This window comes from Pseudomonas sp. PONIH3, from assembly GCF_002934345.1.
GTDB classification, from domain to species: Bacteria; Pseudomonadota; Gammaproteobacteria; order Pseudomonadales; family Pseudomonadaceae; genus Aquipseudomonas; species Aquipseudomonas soli.
This window is the reverse complement of the sequence record NZ_CP026386.1, coordinates 6,069,558-6,086,786: the sequence shown is the minus strand read 5'-3', so window position 1 is coordinate 6,086,786 and position 17,229 is coordinate 6,069,558. Positions and strand designations below refer to the sequence as shown.

General features: G+C 66.9%; 20 protein-coding genes. 10 read left to right on the top strand and 10 right to left on the bottom strand.

Annotated elements, in window-relative coordinates:
- Window positions 1-34 precede the first annotated feature (34 nt).
- From C3F42_RS28270 to C3F42_RS28260, 3 genes are all read left to right on the top strand, one after another.
- Window positions 35-649, top strand: a complete 615-nt coding sequence (locus tag C3F42_RS28270; RefSeq protein ID WP_038706363.1) for a LysE family translocator — start codon at window positions 35-37, stop codon at window positions 647-649.
- A gap of 78 nt (window positions 650-727) precedes the next feature.
- The gene (locus C3F42_RS28265; RefSeq protein WP_038706364.1) at window positions 728-1,558 is read left to right on the top strand and encodes an AraC family transcriptional regulator; all 831 of its coding nucleotides are present in this window, start codon (window positions 728-730) and stop codon (window positions 1,556-1,558) included.
- Between the two features lie 49 nt (window positions 1,559-1,607).
- On the top strand, window positions 1,608-2,192 hold the full coding sequence (locus C3F42_RS28260; RefSeq protein WP_038706365.1) for a LysE family translocator: 585 nt from the start codon (window positions 1,608-1,610) through the stop codon (window positions 2,190-2,192).
- Window positions 2,193-2,199: 7 nt separating this feature from the next.
- Here C3F42_RS28260 and C3F42_RS28255 read toward each other — a convergent pair whose 3' ends face one another.
- Window positions 2,200-3,093, bottom strand: a complete 894-nt coding sequence (locus tag C3F42_RS28255) for an EamA family transporter (protein WP_038706366.1) — start codon at window positions 3,091-3,093, stop codon at window positions 2,200-2,202.
- 260 nt (window positions 3,094-3,353) lie between these two features.
- On the opposite strand from C3F42_RS28255, the gene C3F42_RS28250 reads away from it, so the two are divergent.
- Complete coding sequence (locus C3F42_RS28250; RefSeq protein ID WP_038706367.1) at window positions 3,354-4,751, top strand: cytosine permease; 1,398 nt, start codon at window positions 3,354-3,356, stop codon at window positions 4,749-4,751.
- Window positions 4,752-4,882: 131 nt separating this feature from the next.
- A complete protein-coding gene (locus C3F42_RS28245) occupies window positions 4,883-6,190 on the top strand; it encodes a substrate-binding domain-containing protein (protein WP_104445183.1) in 1,308 nt (435 codons plus the stop codon).
- A 5-nt stretch (window positions 6,191-6,195) separates the two neighbouring features.
- Here the strand turns inward: C3F42_RS28245 and C3F42_RS28240 are convergent, their stop codons facing one another.
- Complete coding sequence (locus tag C3F42_RS28240; RefSeq protein WP_104445182.1) at window positions 6,196-7,530, bottom strand: ATP-binding protein; 1,335 nt, start codon at window positions 7,528-7,530, stop codon at window positions 6,196-6,198.
- Window positions 7,527-8,273, bottom strand: coding sequence for a response regulator (locus tag C3F42_RS28235; protein ID WP_052062214.1), 747 nt, complete (start codon window positions 8,271-8,273; stop codon window positions 7,527-7,529). The genes C3F42_RS28240 and C3F42_RS28235 overlap by 4 nt, the downstream gene beginning before the upstream one ends.
- 121 nt (window positions 8,274-8,394) lie before the next feature.
- Between C3F42_RS28235 and C3F42_RS28230 the strand changes: the two genes are divergently transcribed.
- Window positions 8,395-8,733: a hypothetical protein gene (locus C3F42_RS28230; RefSeq protein ID WP_023632737.1), complete on the top strand. Its 339-nt coding sequence runs from the start codon at window positions 8,395-8,397 to the stop codon at window positions 8,731-8,733.
- On the top strand, window positions 8,730-9,389 hold the full coding sequence (locus C3F42_RS28225) for a DUF3313 domain-containing protein (protein ID WP_094011412.1): 660 nt from the start codon (window positions 8,730-8,732) through the stop codon (window positions 9,387-9,389). Before C3F42_RS28230 ends, C3F42_RS28225 begins: the two co-directional genes overlap by 4 nt.
- Before the next feature lie 14 nt (window positions 9,390-9,403).
- Here the strand turns inward: C3F42_RS28225 and C3F42_RS28220 are convergent, their stop codons facing one another.
- Window positions 9,404-10,456, bottom strand: a complete 1,053-nt coding sequence (locus tag C3F42_RS28220; protein WP_104445347.1) for an NAD(P)-dependent alcohol dehydrogenase — start codon at window positions 10,454-10,456, stop codon at window positions 9,404-9,406.
- A gap of 177 nt (window positions 10,457-10,633) precedes the next feature.
- Between C3F42_RS28220 and C3F42_RS28215 the strand changes: the two genes are divergently transcribed.
- Window positions 10,634-11,539, top strand: coding sequence for an AraC family transcriptional regulator (locus C3F42_RS28215; protein WP_104445181.1), 906 nt, complete (start codon window positions 10,634-10,636; stop codon window positions 11,537-11,539).
- Between the two features lie 25 nt (window positions 11,540-11,564).
- On the opposite strand, the gene C3F42_RS28210 is transcribed toward C3F42_RS28215, so the two are convergent.
- Window positions 11,565-12,161, bottom strand: a complete 597-nt coding sequence (locus C3F42_RS28210) for a TetR/AcrR family transcriptional regulator (protein WP_094011409.1) — start codon at window positions 12,159-12,161, stop codon at window positions 11,565-11,567.
- 93 nt (window positions 12,162-12,254) lie between these two features.
- Between C3F42_RS28210 and C3F42_RS28205 the strand changes: the two genes are divergently transcribed.
- On the top strand, window positions 12,255-12,869 hold the full coding sequence (locus C3F42_RS28205) for an NAD(P)H-dependent oxidoreductase (protein ID WP_104445180.1): 615 nt from the start codon (window positions 12,255-12,257) through the stop codon (window positions 12,867-12,869).
- 58 nt (window positions 12,870-12,927) lie between these two features.
- Here the strand turns inward: C3F42_RS28205 and C3F42_RS28200 are convergent, their stop codons facing one another.
- The gene (locus tag C3F42_RS28200; protein ID WP_023632516.1) at window positions 12,928-13,245 is read right to left on the bottom strand and encodes an I78 family peptidase inhibitor; all 318 of its coding nucleotides are present in this window, start codon (window positions 13,243-13,245) and stop codon (window positions 12,928-12,930) included.
- A 288-nt stretch (window positions 13,246-13,533) separates the two neighbouring features.
- On the opposite strand from C3F42_RS28200, the gene C3F42_RS28195 reads away from it, so the two are divergent.
- Complete coding sequence (locus C3F42_RS28195) at window positions 13,534-13,746, top strand: hypothetical protein (protein WP_023632517.1); 213 nt, start codon at window positions 13,534-13,536, stop codon at window positions 13,744-13,746.
- On the opposite strand, the gene C3F42_RS28190 is transcribed toward C3F42_RS28195, so the two are convergent.
- The 4 genes from C3F42_RS28190 to C3F42_RS28175 form a co-directional block, all read right to left on the bottom strand.
- Entirely contained in the window at window positions 13,718-14,728 is a 1,011-nt protein-coding gene (locus tag C3F42_RS28190; RefSeq protein ID WP_046855160.1) for a nucleoside hydrolase, read from the bottom strand. The genes C3F42_RS28195 and C3F42_RS28190 overlap by 29 nt on opposite strands.
- Window positions 14,729-14,883: 155 nt before the next feature.
- Window positions 14,884-15,288 carry a D-ribose pyranase gene (gene rbsD, locus C3F42_RS28185; protein ID WP_094011407.1) on the bottom strand — a complete coding sequence of 135 codons (405 nt, stop codon included), beginning with the start codon at window positions 15,286-15,288 and terminating at the stop codon, window positions 14,884-14,886.
- Window positions 15,285-16,193, bottom strand: a complete 909-nt coding sequence (rbsK, locus tag C3F42_RS28180; RefSeq protein ID WP_094011406.1) for a ribokinase — start codon at window positions 16,191-16,193, stop codon at window positions 15,285-15,287. The genes rbsD and rbsK overlap by 4 nt, the downstream gene beginning before the upstream one ends.
- A 9-nt stretch (window positions 16,194-16,202) precedes the next feature.
- A complete protein-coding gene (locus C3F42_RS28175) occupies window positions 16,203-17,228 on the bottom strand; it encodes a LacI family DNA-binding transcriptional regulator (RefSeq protein WP_038706375.1) in 1,026 nt (341 codons plus the stop codon).
- Between the last annotated feature and the right edge of the window lies 1 nt (window position 17,229).

The following is a 17,229-nucleotide window of genomic DNA, read 5'->3' as shown; positions in this document are numbered from 1 at the left end:
TGCATCCACCCCCGACCGCAAGGAGCTGTCATTCATGCCAAGCCTGGAATTTCTCGTCACCGCGCTGATCATCGTGCTGATCCCCGGCAGCGGGGTCATCCTCACTGTATCGAGCGCCCTGGTGGCCGGGCGACGCGCCTGCCTGTGGACCGCCACCGGCTGCACCCTGGGCATCGTCCCGCACTTGCTGGCCTCGGTGCTGGGGCTCTCGGCGCTCCTGCACACCAGCGCCCTGGCCTTCCAGGGCCTCAAGTTCGCCGGCGTCGCCTACCTGCTGTACCTGGCCTACGCCACCTGGCGCGACCGTGCGGCCTTCGCCGTGGACGCGCACGCCACCCCCGCCGCCGCCAGCCAACTGGTGATCAAAGCCTGCCTGCTGAATATCCTCAACCCCAAGCTGACGCTGTTCTTCCTCGCCTTCCTGCCGCAGTTCATCGTCCCCCAGGCCGGCTCCGCGACCGTGCAGATGCTCAGCCTCAGCGCGGTTTTCATGGCCATGACCTTCGTCGTCTTCGTCCTCTATGGCCTGCTCGCCCACCTGTTCCGCCGCGCCGTGATCGACTCGCCGAAGGTGCAGGCCTGGTTGCGCCGCGGCTTCGCCGCCTCATTCGCCGGGCTTGGCCTCAACCTGGCACTGGCCCAGCGCTGAAGGCTGCACAATCGTTCTAAACACCTGGGCCGTTTGTGCGCTAAGGTCATCCATCGACCACCCACACGGCCCGCCTCCATGAGCAACTGGATCGACCTCAGACAGGACGCCGACACCGGCATCGAGTCGGTCCGCGCCCATTTCACCGGCCACGCCTACGACCCGCACTGGCACGACAGCTTCCTGGTCGGGGTGACCGAACAGGGCGTGCAGCAGTTCAACTGCCGCCGCGAACGCCATTGCAGCACGCCCGGCCAGGTGTTCGTGCTCGAGCCTGGCGACCTGCACGACGGCCATGCGCCAACCGTGGAAGGCTTCACCTATTCGACCCTGTACCTGGACGCCAACTGGCTGGAAACCGAACTGCACGCCCTGTTCGAGCAGGCCCCCTCAGGCGCCCTGCCCAGCTTCGGCACCCTGCTGCACCAGGATCCGCGCCTGGCCGGCGCCACCGCCCGGGCCTTCGAGACGGTGCACTACAGCGACCTGCGCATCGTCCGCCAGACCGCCCTGGACGATCTGCTGAGCTGCCTCACAGGCCACCTGCACTGGCGCAAACGCCTGGACCCAGATCCACGCCTGCCGCTGTGCGCCCAGGTCGCCCGCGACTATCTGCATGCGCACCTGGATCAGGACATCGGCCTGGCCGAGCTGGCACAGGTCTGCGGCGTCGACCGTTTCCGCCTGACCCGGGCGTTCAAGGCAGCCTTCGGCCTGGCGCCGCATGCCTACCTGATCCAGCTGCGCCTGGCCCGCGCGCGGCGGCTGCTGGCCCTGGGCGAAACGCCGGCCAGCGTCGCCACCGCCCTGGGCTTTGCCGACCAGAGCCACCTGGGCCGCTGGTTCCGCCGCGCCTACCGGCTGACCCCGGCGGACTACCGCAAGCGCTGCTCAAACCTTCCAGACTGAAGCCGCGCTGGCCGCGACCATGGTGCCTCGATCACACGGAGCCATGACCATGTCGCACTCGCTGTTGCCCTTCATCCTGTTTGCCCTGGCCGCCAGCATCAGCCCCGGGCCGACCAACCTGTTGATCCTCGCCCACGGTGCCCGGCGCGGTTTGCGCGCCAGCCTGGCACCGATCGTGGCGGCCTGCTGCGCGGCGGCGGCGGTGGTGTGGCTGGTGGGAATGGGGCTCGGCGCGTTGCTGCTGCGCTACCCCCTGGCGCAGTTGGCCATGAGCTGGGCCGGCGCCCTGTGGCTCAGCTGGCTGGCCTGGAAGATGCTGCGCAGCGCCAGCGCCCCCTTGCTGGCGGGCAACGACAGTGGCCTTGGCCCACTGAGCGCGGCGACCCTGCAGGTGGTCAACCCCAAGGTATGGGTGACGGCGGTGGCGATGGTCGGCCTGTTCGCCACCCCGGCACTGCCGATGGGCTGGCTGGCCCTGGTGTTCCTGCTGGTCGCCCTACCCAGCATGACCGCCTGGGCATTGATGGGCATCGGCAGCGCACGCTGGTTGCGCTCGTCGCGGGCCTTGCGCCTGTTCAACCAGGGTCTGGCGGGGTTGCTGCTGGTGTCGGCCTGGTCGGCCTTGCTGGTATGAGCGCCGCTCAGGTGCGCCCGGCGCTGGCGGTGCGCAGGCGCATCCCCAGTCGTGGCCCGAACACGTTGATCAACAGGCCCAGCATCACCAGCAGCGCCCCCCAGCCTTGCGCCTCGCTCAGGCGCTCGCCCAGCAGCAGTGCCGCGGAGCTCAGGCCCACCACCGGCACCAGCAGCGAGAACGGCGCCACCTTGCCCGCCGGGTGGCGCGACAACAGTTTGCTCCACAGGCTGTAGCCGACCATGGTGGCGACGAACGCCAGGTACGCCAGGGCCAGCACCGAACTCCAGCCGATGTTGGCCAGGGCATGGCCAATGCGCTCGGGGCCTTCCAGCCACCACGACAGTGCCAGGAACGGCAGCGGCGGAATCAGCCCGCCCCAGATCACCAGGGCGACCAGGTCCACCTGGCCGAAACGCCGGGTGATGATGTTGCCCATCCCCCACATGGCGCCGCCGCACAGGGTCAGCAGCAGCGCCACCAGCGGCACGTGGCCGCTGTCCTCGCTACCGATCACCGCCAGGCCGCTGGCGGCCACCAGCAGGCCGAGCACACTGGCCAGGCGCAGCCGCTCGCCGAGAAACATGGCCGCGAAGCCCAGGGTGAAGAACGCCTGGGACTGCAGCACCAGCGAGGCCAGCCCAGGCGGCATGCCACTGGCCATGGCCTGGAAGAGGAAGGCGAACTGGCCCAGGGAAATGGTCGCGCCATAGGCGATCAGCCAGCGCCACGGCAGGTTCGGGCGCTTGATCAGGAACACCGCCGGGAAGGCCACCAGCAGGAAACGCAGGGCTCCGAGCAGCATCGGCGGCAGGCCGTCGAGCCCCACCTTGATGATCACGAAGTTGACGCCCCAGGCGATGATCACCACCAGGGCGATCAGCAGGTCCTTGAGTGGCATTGCAGGCATTCCTTCTTCAGGCTTGTTATAGACATATTTGGTTACAGCATACGGGCATCACGCCGCCGCGGACCAGCACAGTTGCGTAGCAGCCTTGTGTAACAGTCGGCTGTGATGGCCGGAGAAAGCACGCGATCACCCTGTGCAAGCTTCACTTGACCAGACTTGTATATACATGATCATATCGGGCTTCGGCCATCCACCCTGCGTCCCGCCGATAGCCGCCGCCTTTCACAAAAACAACGAAGCGGAGCCTCCCGATGTCCAGCAAACCCGTGATCGAGCGCCGCTCGATCGACTACATCCCCGAGTCTGAGCGCCATGGACGCGTCTACAGCCAATTCACCCTGTGGCTGGGAGCCAACCTGCAGATTACCGCGATCGTCACCGGCGCCCTGGCCGTGGTGCTGGGCGGCGACGTGTTCTGGTCGTTGATCGGCCTTTTGCTCGGGCAACTGGTCGGCGGCGCGGTGATGGCCCTGCATGCCGCCCAGGGTCCGCGCCTGGGGCTGCCGCAGATGATTTCCAGCCGTGTGCAGTTCGGCGTTTACGGCGCGGCCATCCCCATGGCCCTGGTGTGCCTGATGTACCTGGGCTTCACTGCTACCGGCACGGTACTGTCCGGCCAGGCCATCGGCCAGTTGCTGAGCATCAGCGACAGCGCCGGCATCCTCATCTTCGCCGGGGTGATCGTGCTGGCGACCCTGGCCGGCTACCGGGTGATCCACTGGATCGGCCGGGTGGCCAGCGTGCTGGGCATCATCGCCTTCGTCTACCTGTTCAGCCGCATCCTGATGCTGGCCGATATCGGCCAGTTGCTCGACAACCGCCACTTCAGCTGGGCCAGCTTCCTGCTCGCGGTGTCGCTGGCCGCCTCCTGGCAGATCGCCTTCGGCCCTTACGTGGCCGACTACTCGCGCTACCTGCCCAGCCACACCTCGCCACTCAAGACCTTCCTCGCCGCCGGCCTGGGCTCGGTGCTCGGCGCCCAGGCCTCGATGATCCTCGGCGTGTTCGCCGCCGCCATCGCCGGTGGCCAGTTCTCCGGCCGCGAGGTGGCCTATATCGTCGGCCTGGGCGGTGCCGGTACCACGGCGGCGCTGCTGTACTTCTGCATCGCATTCGGCAAGGTGACCATCTCGACCCTCAACAGCTACGGCAGCTTCATGTGCATCGCCACGATCATCAGCGGCTTTCGTGGCCACCTGCAGATCAGCCGCGTGCAGCGCCTGGTGTTCGTGCTCGGCATCGTCGGCGCGGCGACCCTGGTCGCGCTGCTCGGGCAGCACTCGTTCCTCAGCGCGTTCAAGTCGTTCATCCTGTTCCTGCTGACCTTCTTCGTGCCCTGGAGCGCGGTGAACCTGGTGGACTACTACTTCATCACCAAGGAACGCTATGACATCCCGGCACTGGCCGACCCGGATGGCCGCTACGGGCGCTGGAACTGGCCAGGCATCGGCGTATACACCTTCGGCGTGCTGGTGCAGATGCCGTTCATCGACACCAAGCTGTACACCGGGCCCATGGTAGCGCACCTGGGCGGCGTGGACGTGTCGTGGCTGATCGGTTTGGTGGTACCCAGCGTGCTGTACTACTGCGTGGCGCGCCGTCGGGCGGCCGAGGCACCGGCGAGTATCATCGTGCCGCAGACCCATTGAGCTGAACGCCCTCAAGCCTGGGAGCGGCGCAGCGCCGCTCCCAGGCTGCATCTGGCCAAAACAGCGCTGTCATCTTTCAGTCAGATCTCTGTCGTAATCTGCGGTGCAACTCGGTGCCACAGGTCTCCGGCATGCCTCGCCTGCTTCCCCTACTGCTGTGCCTGCTTGCGAGCCTGGCTTGCGCCGAGCCGGCGCAACTGCGTATCCAGGGCTCCAACACCATCGGCGCCGCGCTTGGCCCAGCCTTGGTGCGGGGCCTGTTGCAAGCGCAGGGCGCAAGCGCCATCGAGCGCCAGCCTGGTGTCTCCGCCAACGAGACCACGCTTCACGCTGTCGATCGCAACGGCCTGCCCTTGCACATCGACATCGCCGCCCACGGCACCAGCACCGGTTTCGCCGCGTTGGCCCGGGGCGAAGCGGACCTGGCCGCGGCCTCGCGACCGATCAGTGACAGCGAGCTGCAACAGTTGCAGGCCCTGGGCAACCTGCGCGGCGCGGGCTCGGAGCAGGTCATCGCCCTGGATGGCGTGGCGGTGATCACCCATCCGGACAACCCCCTCGCGCAACTGACCACCACGCAATTGGCGCAGGTGTTTTCCGGGCAGTTGCAGCGCTGGGAGCAGCTGGGCGTGCCCGGCGGGGCGATCCACCTGTATGCCCGCGACGACCGCTCCGGCACCTTCGAGACCTTCAATGCCCTGGTGCTTGCCCCGCACAACCAGGCGCTGGCCCCCCAGGCGCGTCGCTTCGAATCAGCCGATGCGCTGGCCGCCCAGGTCATGGCCGACCGCCAGGCCATCGGCTTCAGCGGCCTGGGCACGGTCCATCAGACCAAGGTGCTGGCGGTGGCCGAGGGTGACGCGCCTGCCCTGCTCCCCAGCCGCGCCTTGGTGGCCAGCGAAGACTACCCGCTGTCGCGTCGCCTGTTTTTCTACCTGCCCACCCACGCCACGCCCCAGGCCAGGGCCCTGGCGGAATTCGCCCAGAGCCCCGCCGGACAGGCGATCGTCGCCGACCAGGGGTTCGTCTCCCAGCAGATCAAGCCACAGCCGGTACCGGCCCAGGCCGGCATGCCGCCGCGCTACCGGGCACTGGCCAGCGAAGCGCAACGCCTGAGCGTCAACTTCCGTTTCCAGGAAGGCAGCGCCAGCCTCGACAACAAGGCCCTGCGCGATGTGCAACGGGTCGGCGACTACCTGCGTCAGGCCGGCAAGCTGCAGGGCAAGGTGGTGCTGGTGGGCTTCGGCGACCCCAAGGAAACACCCGGCCGCGCCGCCCTGCTGTCGCGGCTGCGGGCCATGGCGGTACGTCGCGAATTGGCCAGGGCCGGGGTCCAGGCCAGGGACGTGACGGGCATGGGCGACGAGTTGCCGGTAGCCGACAACGATCTGCAGCAGGGGCGCCTGCGCAATCGCCGCGTCGAGGTGTGGGTGTACTGACCCGCTCAGCACCCATCGGGCAGTTCGACCCGGGCCACCAACCCGCCGCCCACGCGATTGCGCAGGGTCAGCTCGCCGCCTTGCTCGCGCACGCTGGCACGGGCGGCCGAGAGCCCCAGGCCGACGCCGCCGGTGTCGCGGTTGCGCGATCCTTCCAGCCGGTAGAACGGATCGAACACCCGCTGCAAGGCCTCTTCGGGGATGCCCGGCCCGCGGTCGCTTACTTCGATGACGATGAGGTGCCCGGCATGGCTCAGGGTGATCTGCGGATCACGGGCATACTTCATGGCGTTTTCCAGCAGGTTGACGATCACCCGCTTGGTCGCCAGCGGACGGCCGTCATGCACCAGGTGCGCCGGGCCCTTGAAGGTGACGGCGAGCTGCTGGTCGCGGTAGTCGTCGACCAGGGTCTGCAACAGCTCCGACAGGTCGTAGGCCGTGCGCTGCTCCAGCTGCGTGCCTTCGCGAAAGAACGCCAGTGCTTCGTTGATCATGCTCTGCATCTCTTCCACATCGCGGATCAGCTTGTGCTTGTGGTCCAGGTCTTCCATGAACTCGCTGCGCAGGCGCATGCGTGTCAGCGGAGCGCGCAGGTCGTGGGAGATGGCCGCCAGCATGTGGGTACGCTCGCGAATGAAGTGCTGGATCTGCGCCTGCATGGTATTGAAGGCGATGATCGCCTGGCGGATCTCCTCGGGCCCTTCGATGTCGATGGGAGGGGCCTGCAGATCGCCACCGAAACGTCGCGCCGCGCTGGCAAAACGCTGCAAGGGAGCGGCTAGCTGACGAGTGGCGAGCCAGGCCACCAACAAGGTCGCCACCAGCCCCAGGCCGATCACCACCGCCAGGCGCGCCGTTACGCTCAGGCCCCAACTGCGCTCCGGCGGCACGAACAACAACCAGCTGTCATCAGCCAGGGCGACCAGCGCAACATAGTGAGCCTCGGGGCTGCCCTTGGGCCAGTCGTCGGGGTTGTAGACCTCGATGACGCGTGCCGGCCCCAGCAACTGCCCCATCGCCGGTACCTGACCGGAGGTAAACTGCACGCCAGGACCGGGTAGGCCGAAATCGCTGCGCTGGGTGCTCCAGGTCACCTGCAGAGTCGGCGTGCTCGCCGCCAGGGCCAGTTTGCTGCGCAGCGCCGGCGGTGCGCGCTCGATCACCCGCGTGATGACGGCGATCTGTTCGAGCAGGCCGGTGCGGTCGATGGGCGGGCGCGCCCAGCTACCCGCCAGCTGGACGAACAAGGCATTGAGCGCCAACGAGGCCAGCAACGCGACGAAGATGGTCAGGGCAATCCGTTTACGCAAGGTATCGCGGCCCAGCAGGCGACGGATCACGAGCGGCTGACCTTGGCGGTGAACAGGTAGCCGCCATTGCGCACGGTGCGAATCAGATCCGGGCGCTTGCTGTCGGGCTCGATCTTGCGCCGCAGCCGGCTGACCTGCACATCGATGCTGCGGTCATAGGCGTCATGGCCCTGGCCACGGGTCAGGTCGATCAACTGCTCGCGGGTAAGGATGCGCTGGGGATGTTCGAGGAACACCACCAGCAGGTCGAACTCCGCGCCGGACAGCGGGATCATCACCTGCTCGGGCGAACGCAGCTCGCGGCATGTGACGTCCAGGTGCCAACCGGCGAAACCGATCACCGGCCTGGCCGCCTCGCCGCGCGAAGCCTGCTCGCCGACACGGCGCTGCACGGCGCGCAGGCGGGCCAGCAGTTCACGCGGATCGAAAGGTTTGGTCAGGTAGTCGTCGGCGCCCAGTTCCAGGCCGATGATACGGTCGCTCAGCTCGGCCATGGCGGTGAGCATGATGACCGGCACTCCGACCTGCGCACGCAGCTTCTGGCACAGACTCAGACCGCCCTCGCCCGGCAGCATCAGGTCGAGGATAATCGCGTCCGGGCGCTGGCGCTCGATGGCCGCCCACATCGCCTGGCCTTCGGCGGCCAGGTCCACCTCATACCCCTGCTGGACGAAGAATTGCTTAAGCAGGGCGAGGATTTCCACATCGTCATCGACGATCAGCAGTCTGCTCACGGTGGTACAGGTCCGGATAAAAGGCGTATCTAAAACCATTGCGGCGCCCGGGTCATTTATTTCAATCGGGCAACATTTCGTCACCCCCGACACGATTCGGACATCACCTGGCAAACATTGCCCTGCACCCTGCGGGCCTTCCACTCGCCGAGGGCTCCCCATGAAGATAGCCGACAGCCGCAACAGCACCGACGTTCAAGAAGGTTCCGCCCCCCTGATCCTCAGCCAGCGCCACACCAGCCGCGGCCAGACGGGCTCACTGATCGTGCAGCAAGAGAGCCTGAGCCTGGCGGACAACCTGGGCTACATCATCCTGCGGCGCTACTTCGAGCATTACGATCCGGGCTGTGGCGAATGGGTCGAATACAGCCATACCGTGCCCATCCGTGAGCTGGTCCACTGGCTGATGGCGCATGGCAAGTTGCAGATCCAGGCTTCGCAGGACGCGCCCCCGCCCCAGGCTTGGCAGGCCGCCGCGCAAGAGGAGCGCCGCCCATGAGTCAGCGGCATCTGCTGACGGTCATGCTGACCAGCACGCTAAGCTTATCGGCTTGCAGCAGCCACAAGCCGGCCCCGGCCGGGTTTCTCAAGGACTACGCCCTGCTCACCCCGCACCAGGCGCCGTCTGGCGGTACCCTACTGAGCTGGGCCGACCCTAAATGGCCACGGGGGCGCTACATCGAGGTCTACCTGGCGCCCAGCCGCTTCTACCCGGCACCCGAACCGAGCCCGCGTATTCCCCAGGCTACCCTCGCCTCGATCACCGACTATTACGACGCGGTTCTGCGCGAGGAAATAGGCAAGGTGATGACGGTAGTGGATGCCCCTGGCCCGAACACGCTGGTGGTCAGGCCCGCCATTACCCGTATCAGCGCCGACGCGCAAAGCCTGCGCTACTACGAGTGGCTGCCGATCACCCTGGTCGCGGCTGGAGTAAGCAGTGCCGTGGGGATGCGCGACCGGGACAGCGAGATCGCCACCGAACTGTCGTTCGAAGCCGGCACCAGCGGGAGGGTGGTGGGCGAGGCGATGCTCGCAGGCACTGGCGTGCCGCTTGAGAACGACCGCCAGGTGATGACGGCCGACAACGTCAAGGCCGTGCTCGATGGTTGGGGCGTCGACCTGCGCCAGGCATATGCGGCGCCCCTCAGGTAACGAGCCGCGTCGACTCAGGCCTTCAGCGTGGCCATGTCGATGACGAAACGGTATTTTACATCACCCGCGATCATCCGCTCATAGGCCTGGTTGATGTTGCGGATGTCGAGCATCTCGATATCGCAGCTGATTCCGTGCTCGGCGCAGAAGTCGAGCACCTCCTGGGTTTCTGCGATGCCACCGATCAACGAGCCGGCCAGCACTCGGCGCTTCATCACCAGGTTGGCCGCATGCAACGGCGGCTCGACCGGCTCGATCAAGCCGACCAGGATATGCACGCCGTCGAACCTCAAGGTTTCGAGGTAGGGGTTGAGGTCGTGCTGGACCGGGATGGTGTCGAGCAGGAAGTCGAAGCGGCCGGCCGCGGCGAGCATCTGTTCGGCGTCGGTGGAAACGATCACTTCATCTGCCCCCTGGCGCCGGGCCTCCTCGGCCTTGGCCGCCGAACGGGTGAACAGCGTGACATGCGCCCCCAGGGCCTTGGCTAACTTGATGCCCATGTGGCCCAGCCCGCCCATGCCCAGCACGCCGACTTTGTGCTCCGGGCCAACGCCATGGTGCTTGAGCGGCGAGTAGGTGGTGATGCCGGCGCAGAGGATCGGCGCCGCGCTGGCCAGGTCGAGGCCTTGGGGAATGCGCAGGACGAAATCCTCGCTGACCACGATGCTGCTCGAGTAGCCGCCCATGGTATTGCTGCCATCGACCCGGTCGGGGGTGGCGTAGGTCATGGTCGGGCCTTCCAGGCAGTATTGCTCGACGCCCTGTTGGCAGGCTTCGCAGTGACGGCAGGCATCGACCATGCAGCCGACCCCGACCAGATCGCCCACCTGGTAGCGGCTGACCTGCGCGCCAACCGCGGTGACCCGACCGACGATCTCGTGGCCCGGCATCAGCGGATAGACGGCGATGCCCCACTCGTTGCGGGCCTGATGGATATCGGAGTGACACACGCCACAGTAGAGGATCTCGATGGCGACATCGTCGGCCCGCGGGCTGCGACGCTGGAAGCTCATGGGGGCCAGGGGGCTGGTGGGGGACTGGGCGGCGTAGCCGATGGCGGTGTACATGCGGACCTCTCTCAGGTGAAACGGTTCAGGCGGCGCATTTTGCGCAGCCTGGCCTGCCCCGGCCACGGCCGATTCTCCGGCATGCATGCCTGATTCTCCGGACCTGCCCGCTCCCCTCTGGCGCCAGCCAGCTAATCTGCGAAGATGACATTGTCCGATTCTCTGCCCGGTTTCGCCATGCACCTGACTTGCCACGTGGATGCCAATGCCACGCTCTGCTCACTGATCCGCAGCCTCGCCACGCGCCCCGGGTTCGTGCCCACCGCACTGCCCCAGGTCCAGGTCCTGACCTGGGACCACTACGTGGCCAGCAGCCCGCAGATCTACGAACCCAGCCTGATCATCGTCGCCCAGGGCAGCAAGCTGGCGCGCCTGGGCCCGCGCACCCTGGAGTACGGCGCCGGGCATTACCTGGTGCAGGCGCTGTCGGTGCCCTTCCTCTGCGAAACCTTCGCCACACCCCAGGCGCCACTGCTGGGCGTGGCGGTGGACATCGATCGCGCCATGCTCGGCGAGCTGGTGCAAGCGATGAACCTGGGGCCGGATGCCGCGGTTCAGGTACAGACCCCGCAGTCTATGACCTCGGCGTCGTTGGACACGGCCATGCGCGAGAGTGTCGAGCGCCTGCTGCGGTGCCTGCAGGACCCGCTGGACGCCAGGGTGCTGGGGCCGGCGCGAGTGCGCGAGGTGCTCTACACCGCGCTGCGCGGCCCCCAGGCCGGGGTGCTGCGGGCACTGGTCGAACAACAGGGACATTTTGCCCGGATCGCCTCGGCCCTGGCCTACCTGCGCGAGCACTACGCCGAGCCGCTGGGGGTGGATGAGCTGGCCGGCCGGGCGAACATGAGCGTGTCGACCTTCCATGAGCATTTCAAGCGCTGCACCGACCTCGCGCCGATGCAGTACCTCAAGCGCCTGCGCCTGCTCAAGGCGCAACAGATGCTGATCGGCGAAGGGCTAGGCGTGGCCCAGGTTGCGCATCGCGTCGGCTACCAGAGCACCTCGCAGTTCAGCCGCGAGTACAAGCGCCAGTTCGCCCGCAGCCCAGGCGAGGAACAGACGTACCAGAGCCTGCCGGCTTGACTGCTGGCCTGCGCCGCGCCGGCAGCTACTGACGCAGGACCATCGCCACGATGGTTGCCTGCAATTCGCGCTTGGCGGCCTCGCCGGCCAATTCGCCGGCCGCCGCCGCCAGGGACAGCGCCTCCGCTGCCCCCACCAGCACCCACAGGCCGGCCACGCCGATATCGCCGGTCGGCGCGAACGGCGCCAAGGCTTCCCGGCATTTGTCCATGAAAGGCCCTTCATAGCCGCGCTTGAGCGCCTCGAGCTCCGGCGAGCCGGCCAATGCCGCACTGACACCGGGGATCTCGCGCCCTTGGGTCGCCACGCAATCCACATAGGCCTCGGCGATTACCCAGGCCCGCCCCGGCAGGTCCGCCGGACAACCGGCCAGAGCCGTGTCGAGCATCGCCGTCTGGCGTGCGTCGTACTCCTGGTACAGCGCCAACAGCAATCCGTTGCGGGTTTCGAAGTGGTCATACACCACCGGCTTGGTCACCCCGGCCTGCTCGGCCAAACGCCCCAGGCTCAGGGCATCGGTGCCTTCTTCGCGCACCAGCTGCCAGGCCACATCCAGCAGCTGCCGGCGACGCTCCTCGCGGGACAGGCGTTTGCGCGGCGCGGTCTTTTCCTCGCTTGACATCGATTACCTACCAAAAGTAACTTACTAAGAGTAACTTACTGGGAGTATATAACGCTCCCGAAGCCCCCGCATCCTGATTCTGGAGATTCTGCCATGCATGCCCTGATCGTCATCGGTCACCACGACACCGACTCCCTCACCCATGCCCTTGCCCAACAGGTTGCCGAAGGGTTGCGCGCGGCCGGTCACACCAGCGAGTTCGCCGACCTGGCCCGTGAAGGTTTCGACCCCCGTTTCAGCCTCGCCGACCACGCCGTGCACCGCCGCCTGGGGCCGCCGCCGGCCGATGTGCTGGCCGAGCAGGCGCGCATCGAACGCGCCGACACCCTGGTGCTGGTCTATCCCATCTACTGGTGGTCGCTACCGGCCCTGCTCAAGGGCTGGGTCGAGCGTGTGTTCAGCAATGGCTGGGCCTTCTACCAGGCCGCAGACGGTAGTACCACGAAGCGCCTGCACGGTTTGACCGCGCACCTGATCGGCGTTGCCGGGGCCGATGCCGGCACCTTCGAGCGCCACGGCTACGGCGAGGCCATGCGCGTGCAGATCGAGCACGGCATCTTCGATTACTGCGGCGCTCAAGTATTGAGTTCGACGTTGCTGGACGACAGCGAAGGACAGGATCCGGCACGGCATCTGCGAGCCGCACGCGCCTTGGGAGAGGGGTTGTTCACTCGCGAGGAACGGCGCGAACCGGCAAGCGTGGAATAAGCGTGGGAAGGCGCGGGCCGGCCCGCGCCAGGTGCGCCAGGTGACAGCGTGCGGGCAATCAGCCGCAGTTGACGCGGGTCACCACACCCTTGTCATCGACATTCAGGTTCAATCGCTCGGAGCGGTATTCCAGGGTGATCACATCGTGCGGCTTGAGGATGCGTGCCATCTGCGAGCCGCTGGCCTTGCGCGCCTGCTCCAACAGCTCGGCGCTGGCCGGCTTGCCGACGGTGAAATCGGCGCCACTGGCTTCGCAGCGGCCGTCATTGCCGGCCGGGGCGGCAGGGGCACTGGCGCCCGAAGAGCCACCGGTGCTGCAACCTGCCAGGACGGTAGCCACCAGCAGGGTCGCCAGGGTAGCGCGGGTACGGAACATGAATCCTCCTAAATCGATCCGGGAACTGCCTTATGCGACAGTTCTTCTAACTGTTTGTTGCAAAACCGCAAGATTCTGCCTGACGCAGCCAGTGGATGCGAAACGCAATCGTCACCGGATTTTGCACCGAACCGCAGGTTCGACCAAACGCATGGCTTATGCCTAAGTCGCAGATCCTCTTGCGCCAAGGCATGATTTACTGCAAGAAGTGGCGCAGGAAACACCTCCACTTCGAACGCCAGGACGCGGTATTCGACCTATCATCCAGGCCCAAGCGAGAACCGCCCCATGAGCAGCCACAGCATCGACGCCGATATCAAGGTCAAGTGGGACGAAGGTCAGAGTGCCTACAGCCCGGGAACCCCCGAAGAGCTATTGCTGATCGCCATCGACCTGCTGGTACGCGACCGAGGCAGCGAGGCGGCGCGTAGCTTCATCGACCAGGTGTTCGAGCGCTACGCGCACCACGACACTATTTCAATCGGGCCAGGCGGGCGCTGAGCAGGTCGAAGAAGCCCTGCGCGTCACCCTCTTCGATCCACATCACATTGGCCGGCTGCTTGAGCACGCCGTACCAGTCGGCAATGGTCTGGCCGAAGGTCGGGCCTTCGCGGCTGTCGACCACCATGTGCACCTGGCGACCCTTGAACAGCTCGGGCTTGAGCAGGTAGGCGATGACGCTGGCGTCGTGCACCGGGCCGCCGGGCATGCCGTAATTGTCCATGTCGAACTTGATGTAGGCGTTGAGGATGTCCACCACCAGCTTGCTGGCATTGTTGTTGACCGCGGCGAGCTGCTTGAGGCGCGCGTCGCTGGTGAGCACCTTGTGGGTGACGTCCAGCGGCAGGTAGGTGAGTTTCACGCCACTGGCCAGCACCACCTCGGCGGCGTGCGGATCGGCAAACAGGTTGAATTCCGCCGCCGGCGTGATGTTGCCGCCGTTGAAGTGGGCGCCGCCCATCACCACCACTTCCTTGATGCCGTTGACGATCTCCGGCTTCTGGATCAATGCCAGGGCCAGGTTGGTCTGTGGGCCGAGCATGGCGACGGTGATGCTGTGAGGCTCGGCGGCGCTCAGGGTGTCGATCAGGTACTGCACGGCGTTGCCCTGGGCCAGCGGCTTTTTCGGCTCGTGGACCTGGACGCCGGTCAGGCCTTCCTCGCCGTGCACGTTGGCGGCGTAGATCGGCGTGCGCACCATCGGCCGCCCTGCCCCGGCGTACACCGGGATCTCTTCGCGGCCAGCCCACTCACGGGCCAGGCGAGCGTTGCGAGAGGTCTTCTCCAGGCGCACGTTGCCGGCTACGGTGGTGATGGCGCGGATCTTCAGTTCCTCGGGCGAGGCCATGGCCAGCAGCAGGGCGACGACGTCGTCGGCGCCGGGGTCGGTGTCGATGATCAGGTCGCGGGGCGCGGCCATGAGGGAAGTCGCGGCCAGCGCGGACATGAGGACGGCTCCTTGGAGCAGGTTCTTGAGGGACATTCAGCACTCCTTGTTGCTAGGGGGATGGATTCACAAGGGGCCGCTTCGCGGCCCTTTCGCCGGCAAGCCGGCTCCCACAGCGGCAGCCCGAGGTTGCGCCCGACCTGTGGGAGCCGGCTTGCCGGCGATCGAGGGTGCAAGCCCTCGCATTCGGTCTAGAAAGTGACGCCAGCCACCAGGGCAATATTGCTGTAGGGCTTGCACTCCCCGGTGCGCACCACGGCCCGGGCCTGGCGACACAGGGTCTTGAAGTCGGCATGGCTCAGCGCCTGTCGCTGGCCCAGCTCACCGTCCGCGTGCAAACGTTCGACCTCGGCCAACCCGGGCGGCAGGGCCTGGAACACTTCATCGGCCAGCACATGCCGTTCGACCTGCATCTCGCTCAGTACCACGCGCAACACGCTGGCAAAATCCGGGATACCCGGCGTCAGCGCCAGGTCGATCAGCTCGACGCCTGGCGGCACCGGCAGGCCGGCGTCGCCGATCACCAGGATGTCGCCATGGCCGAGCCCGGCAATGGTTCGCGACAGGGCGATGTTCAACAGCGGCGTCTTCTTCATGGCGCCAGCTCCTTCAACAGGGGAATGGACGGCTGCGCGCCGACCCGGGTCACCGACAATGCGGCGGCGCGCTGGCCGAAGCTGATCGCCTCGTCTTCCGACAAGCCCCGCGCCAGGCCAGCGGCAAAGCCGCCGACAAAGGTGTCGCCGGCCGCCGTGGTGTCCACCGGCTGCACCCGTGGGGCCGGGAAGTGCCGGCTGCCGCTGGCGTCGACCAGCAAGGCACCATCGCCGCCAAGGGTGACGATCACCTTCCCCGCCCCCAGCTGGCGTAGCCGCTCGGCCGCGCGACGGGCACTTTCCTGGTCGTTGACCCGCACCCCGGCCAGGGCCTCGGCTTCGCTCTCGTTGGGGATCAGGTAATCGATGTAGGCATACCACTCCGCTGGCAACGGCCCGCTGGCCGGCGCCGGGTTGAGGATCACCGTGCGGCCCAGCTCGCGGCCGCGGGCCAGGGTCCAGGCCACGGTGGTGCTCGGCACCTCCAGCTGGCAGATGATCACTTCGGCGCGCTGCAGCAGTGCATCGAAACGGCTCACCGACTCGGGGCTGAGCAGGCCGTTGCCACCGGGGATCACGACAATGGCGTTCTGGCTGGCGGCATCCACCACGATCAGCGCCACGCCGCTGGACACACCCGGGCACACGCTCACACCCTGGCAATCGATGCCCTCGGTGAGCAGCGCCTGGCGCAGTTGCTGACCGTAGGCGTCGTCGCCGACGTTGCCGACCATCGCCACGCTGGCGCCCAGCCGGGCCACGGCCACCGCCTGGTTGGCGCCCTTGCCGCCGGGCGCGGTGAAGAAACTGTCGCCGGTCAGGGTCTCGCCTGCCCGGGGCAGGCGCTGGGCGCGGGCCACCAGGTCCATGTTGAGGCTGCCGACCACTACCACCTTGGCATCCATGGGCATTCCTTAACGGTAATCGTTGAACAGGTCCGGGCGTGGCCCGGTGGATTCGCGCAGCACGATGCGCGGGGCGACGATGCGCTGTTCGGCAGCGCCGTCGCGGCGCGGCGTGACGATGCGCGACAGCAACAGCCCGGCGGCGCTCTCGCCCAACTCGCGGATCGACTGGCCGACCGTGGTCAGCGCCGGATACACGTAGCGGCTCAGTTCGATGTCGTCGAAACCGATCACCGACAGCTCGCCGGGCACGTCGATATTGCGTTCGGCAGCGGCACGCAGCACGCCGAAACCAATCATGTCGTTGCCGGCGAAGATCGCCGTGGGCCGCTCGCCATCGAGCAGGCGCGCCGCGGCGGCATGCCCGCCGAGGCTGGTGAAGTCGCTGTGCAGCACATGGCCCGGGGCAACGCGCACGCCGCCCTCGGCCATCGCCCGGCGGAACCCGGCCAGGCGCAGCTGGCTGACCCCGGTGTCCACCGGGCCGCCGATGGTGGCGATCTCGCGGTGCCCGAGCTCGAGCAGGTGGCGGGTGGCCAGGTAGGCGCCCTGCTCGTGGTCTATGCGCACCAGGTCGGCCTCGACGCCTTCCAGCGCGCGGTCGACGATGACCATCGGCGTACGCACGCCGCTGAGGCTGTCGAGCAGGTCCTGGTCCTCGCCCACCGAGGCGACGATCAGGCCGTCGATGCGCTTTTCCAGCAGCACGCGCAGGTAGCTGCGCTGCTTCTGCGGGTTGTCATCGGAGTTGCACAGGATCACGCAGTAGCCGTTGCGCTCGCAGGCGTCCTCGATACCCCGGGCCAGCTCGGCGAAATACGGGTTGACGCTGTTGGGCACCAGCAGGCCGATGGTGGCGGTGCTGCGTGCCTTCAGCGAACGGGCCACGGCGCTGGGCACGTAGTCGAGCTCGGCAATCGCCGCCTCGACCTTCAGCCGCACCTGCTCGCTTACCGGGCGGGTCTTGTTCAGTACATGGGACACGGTGGTGTAGGAAATACCTGCAAGTGCCGCGACGTCTTTGATGGTTGCCATG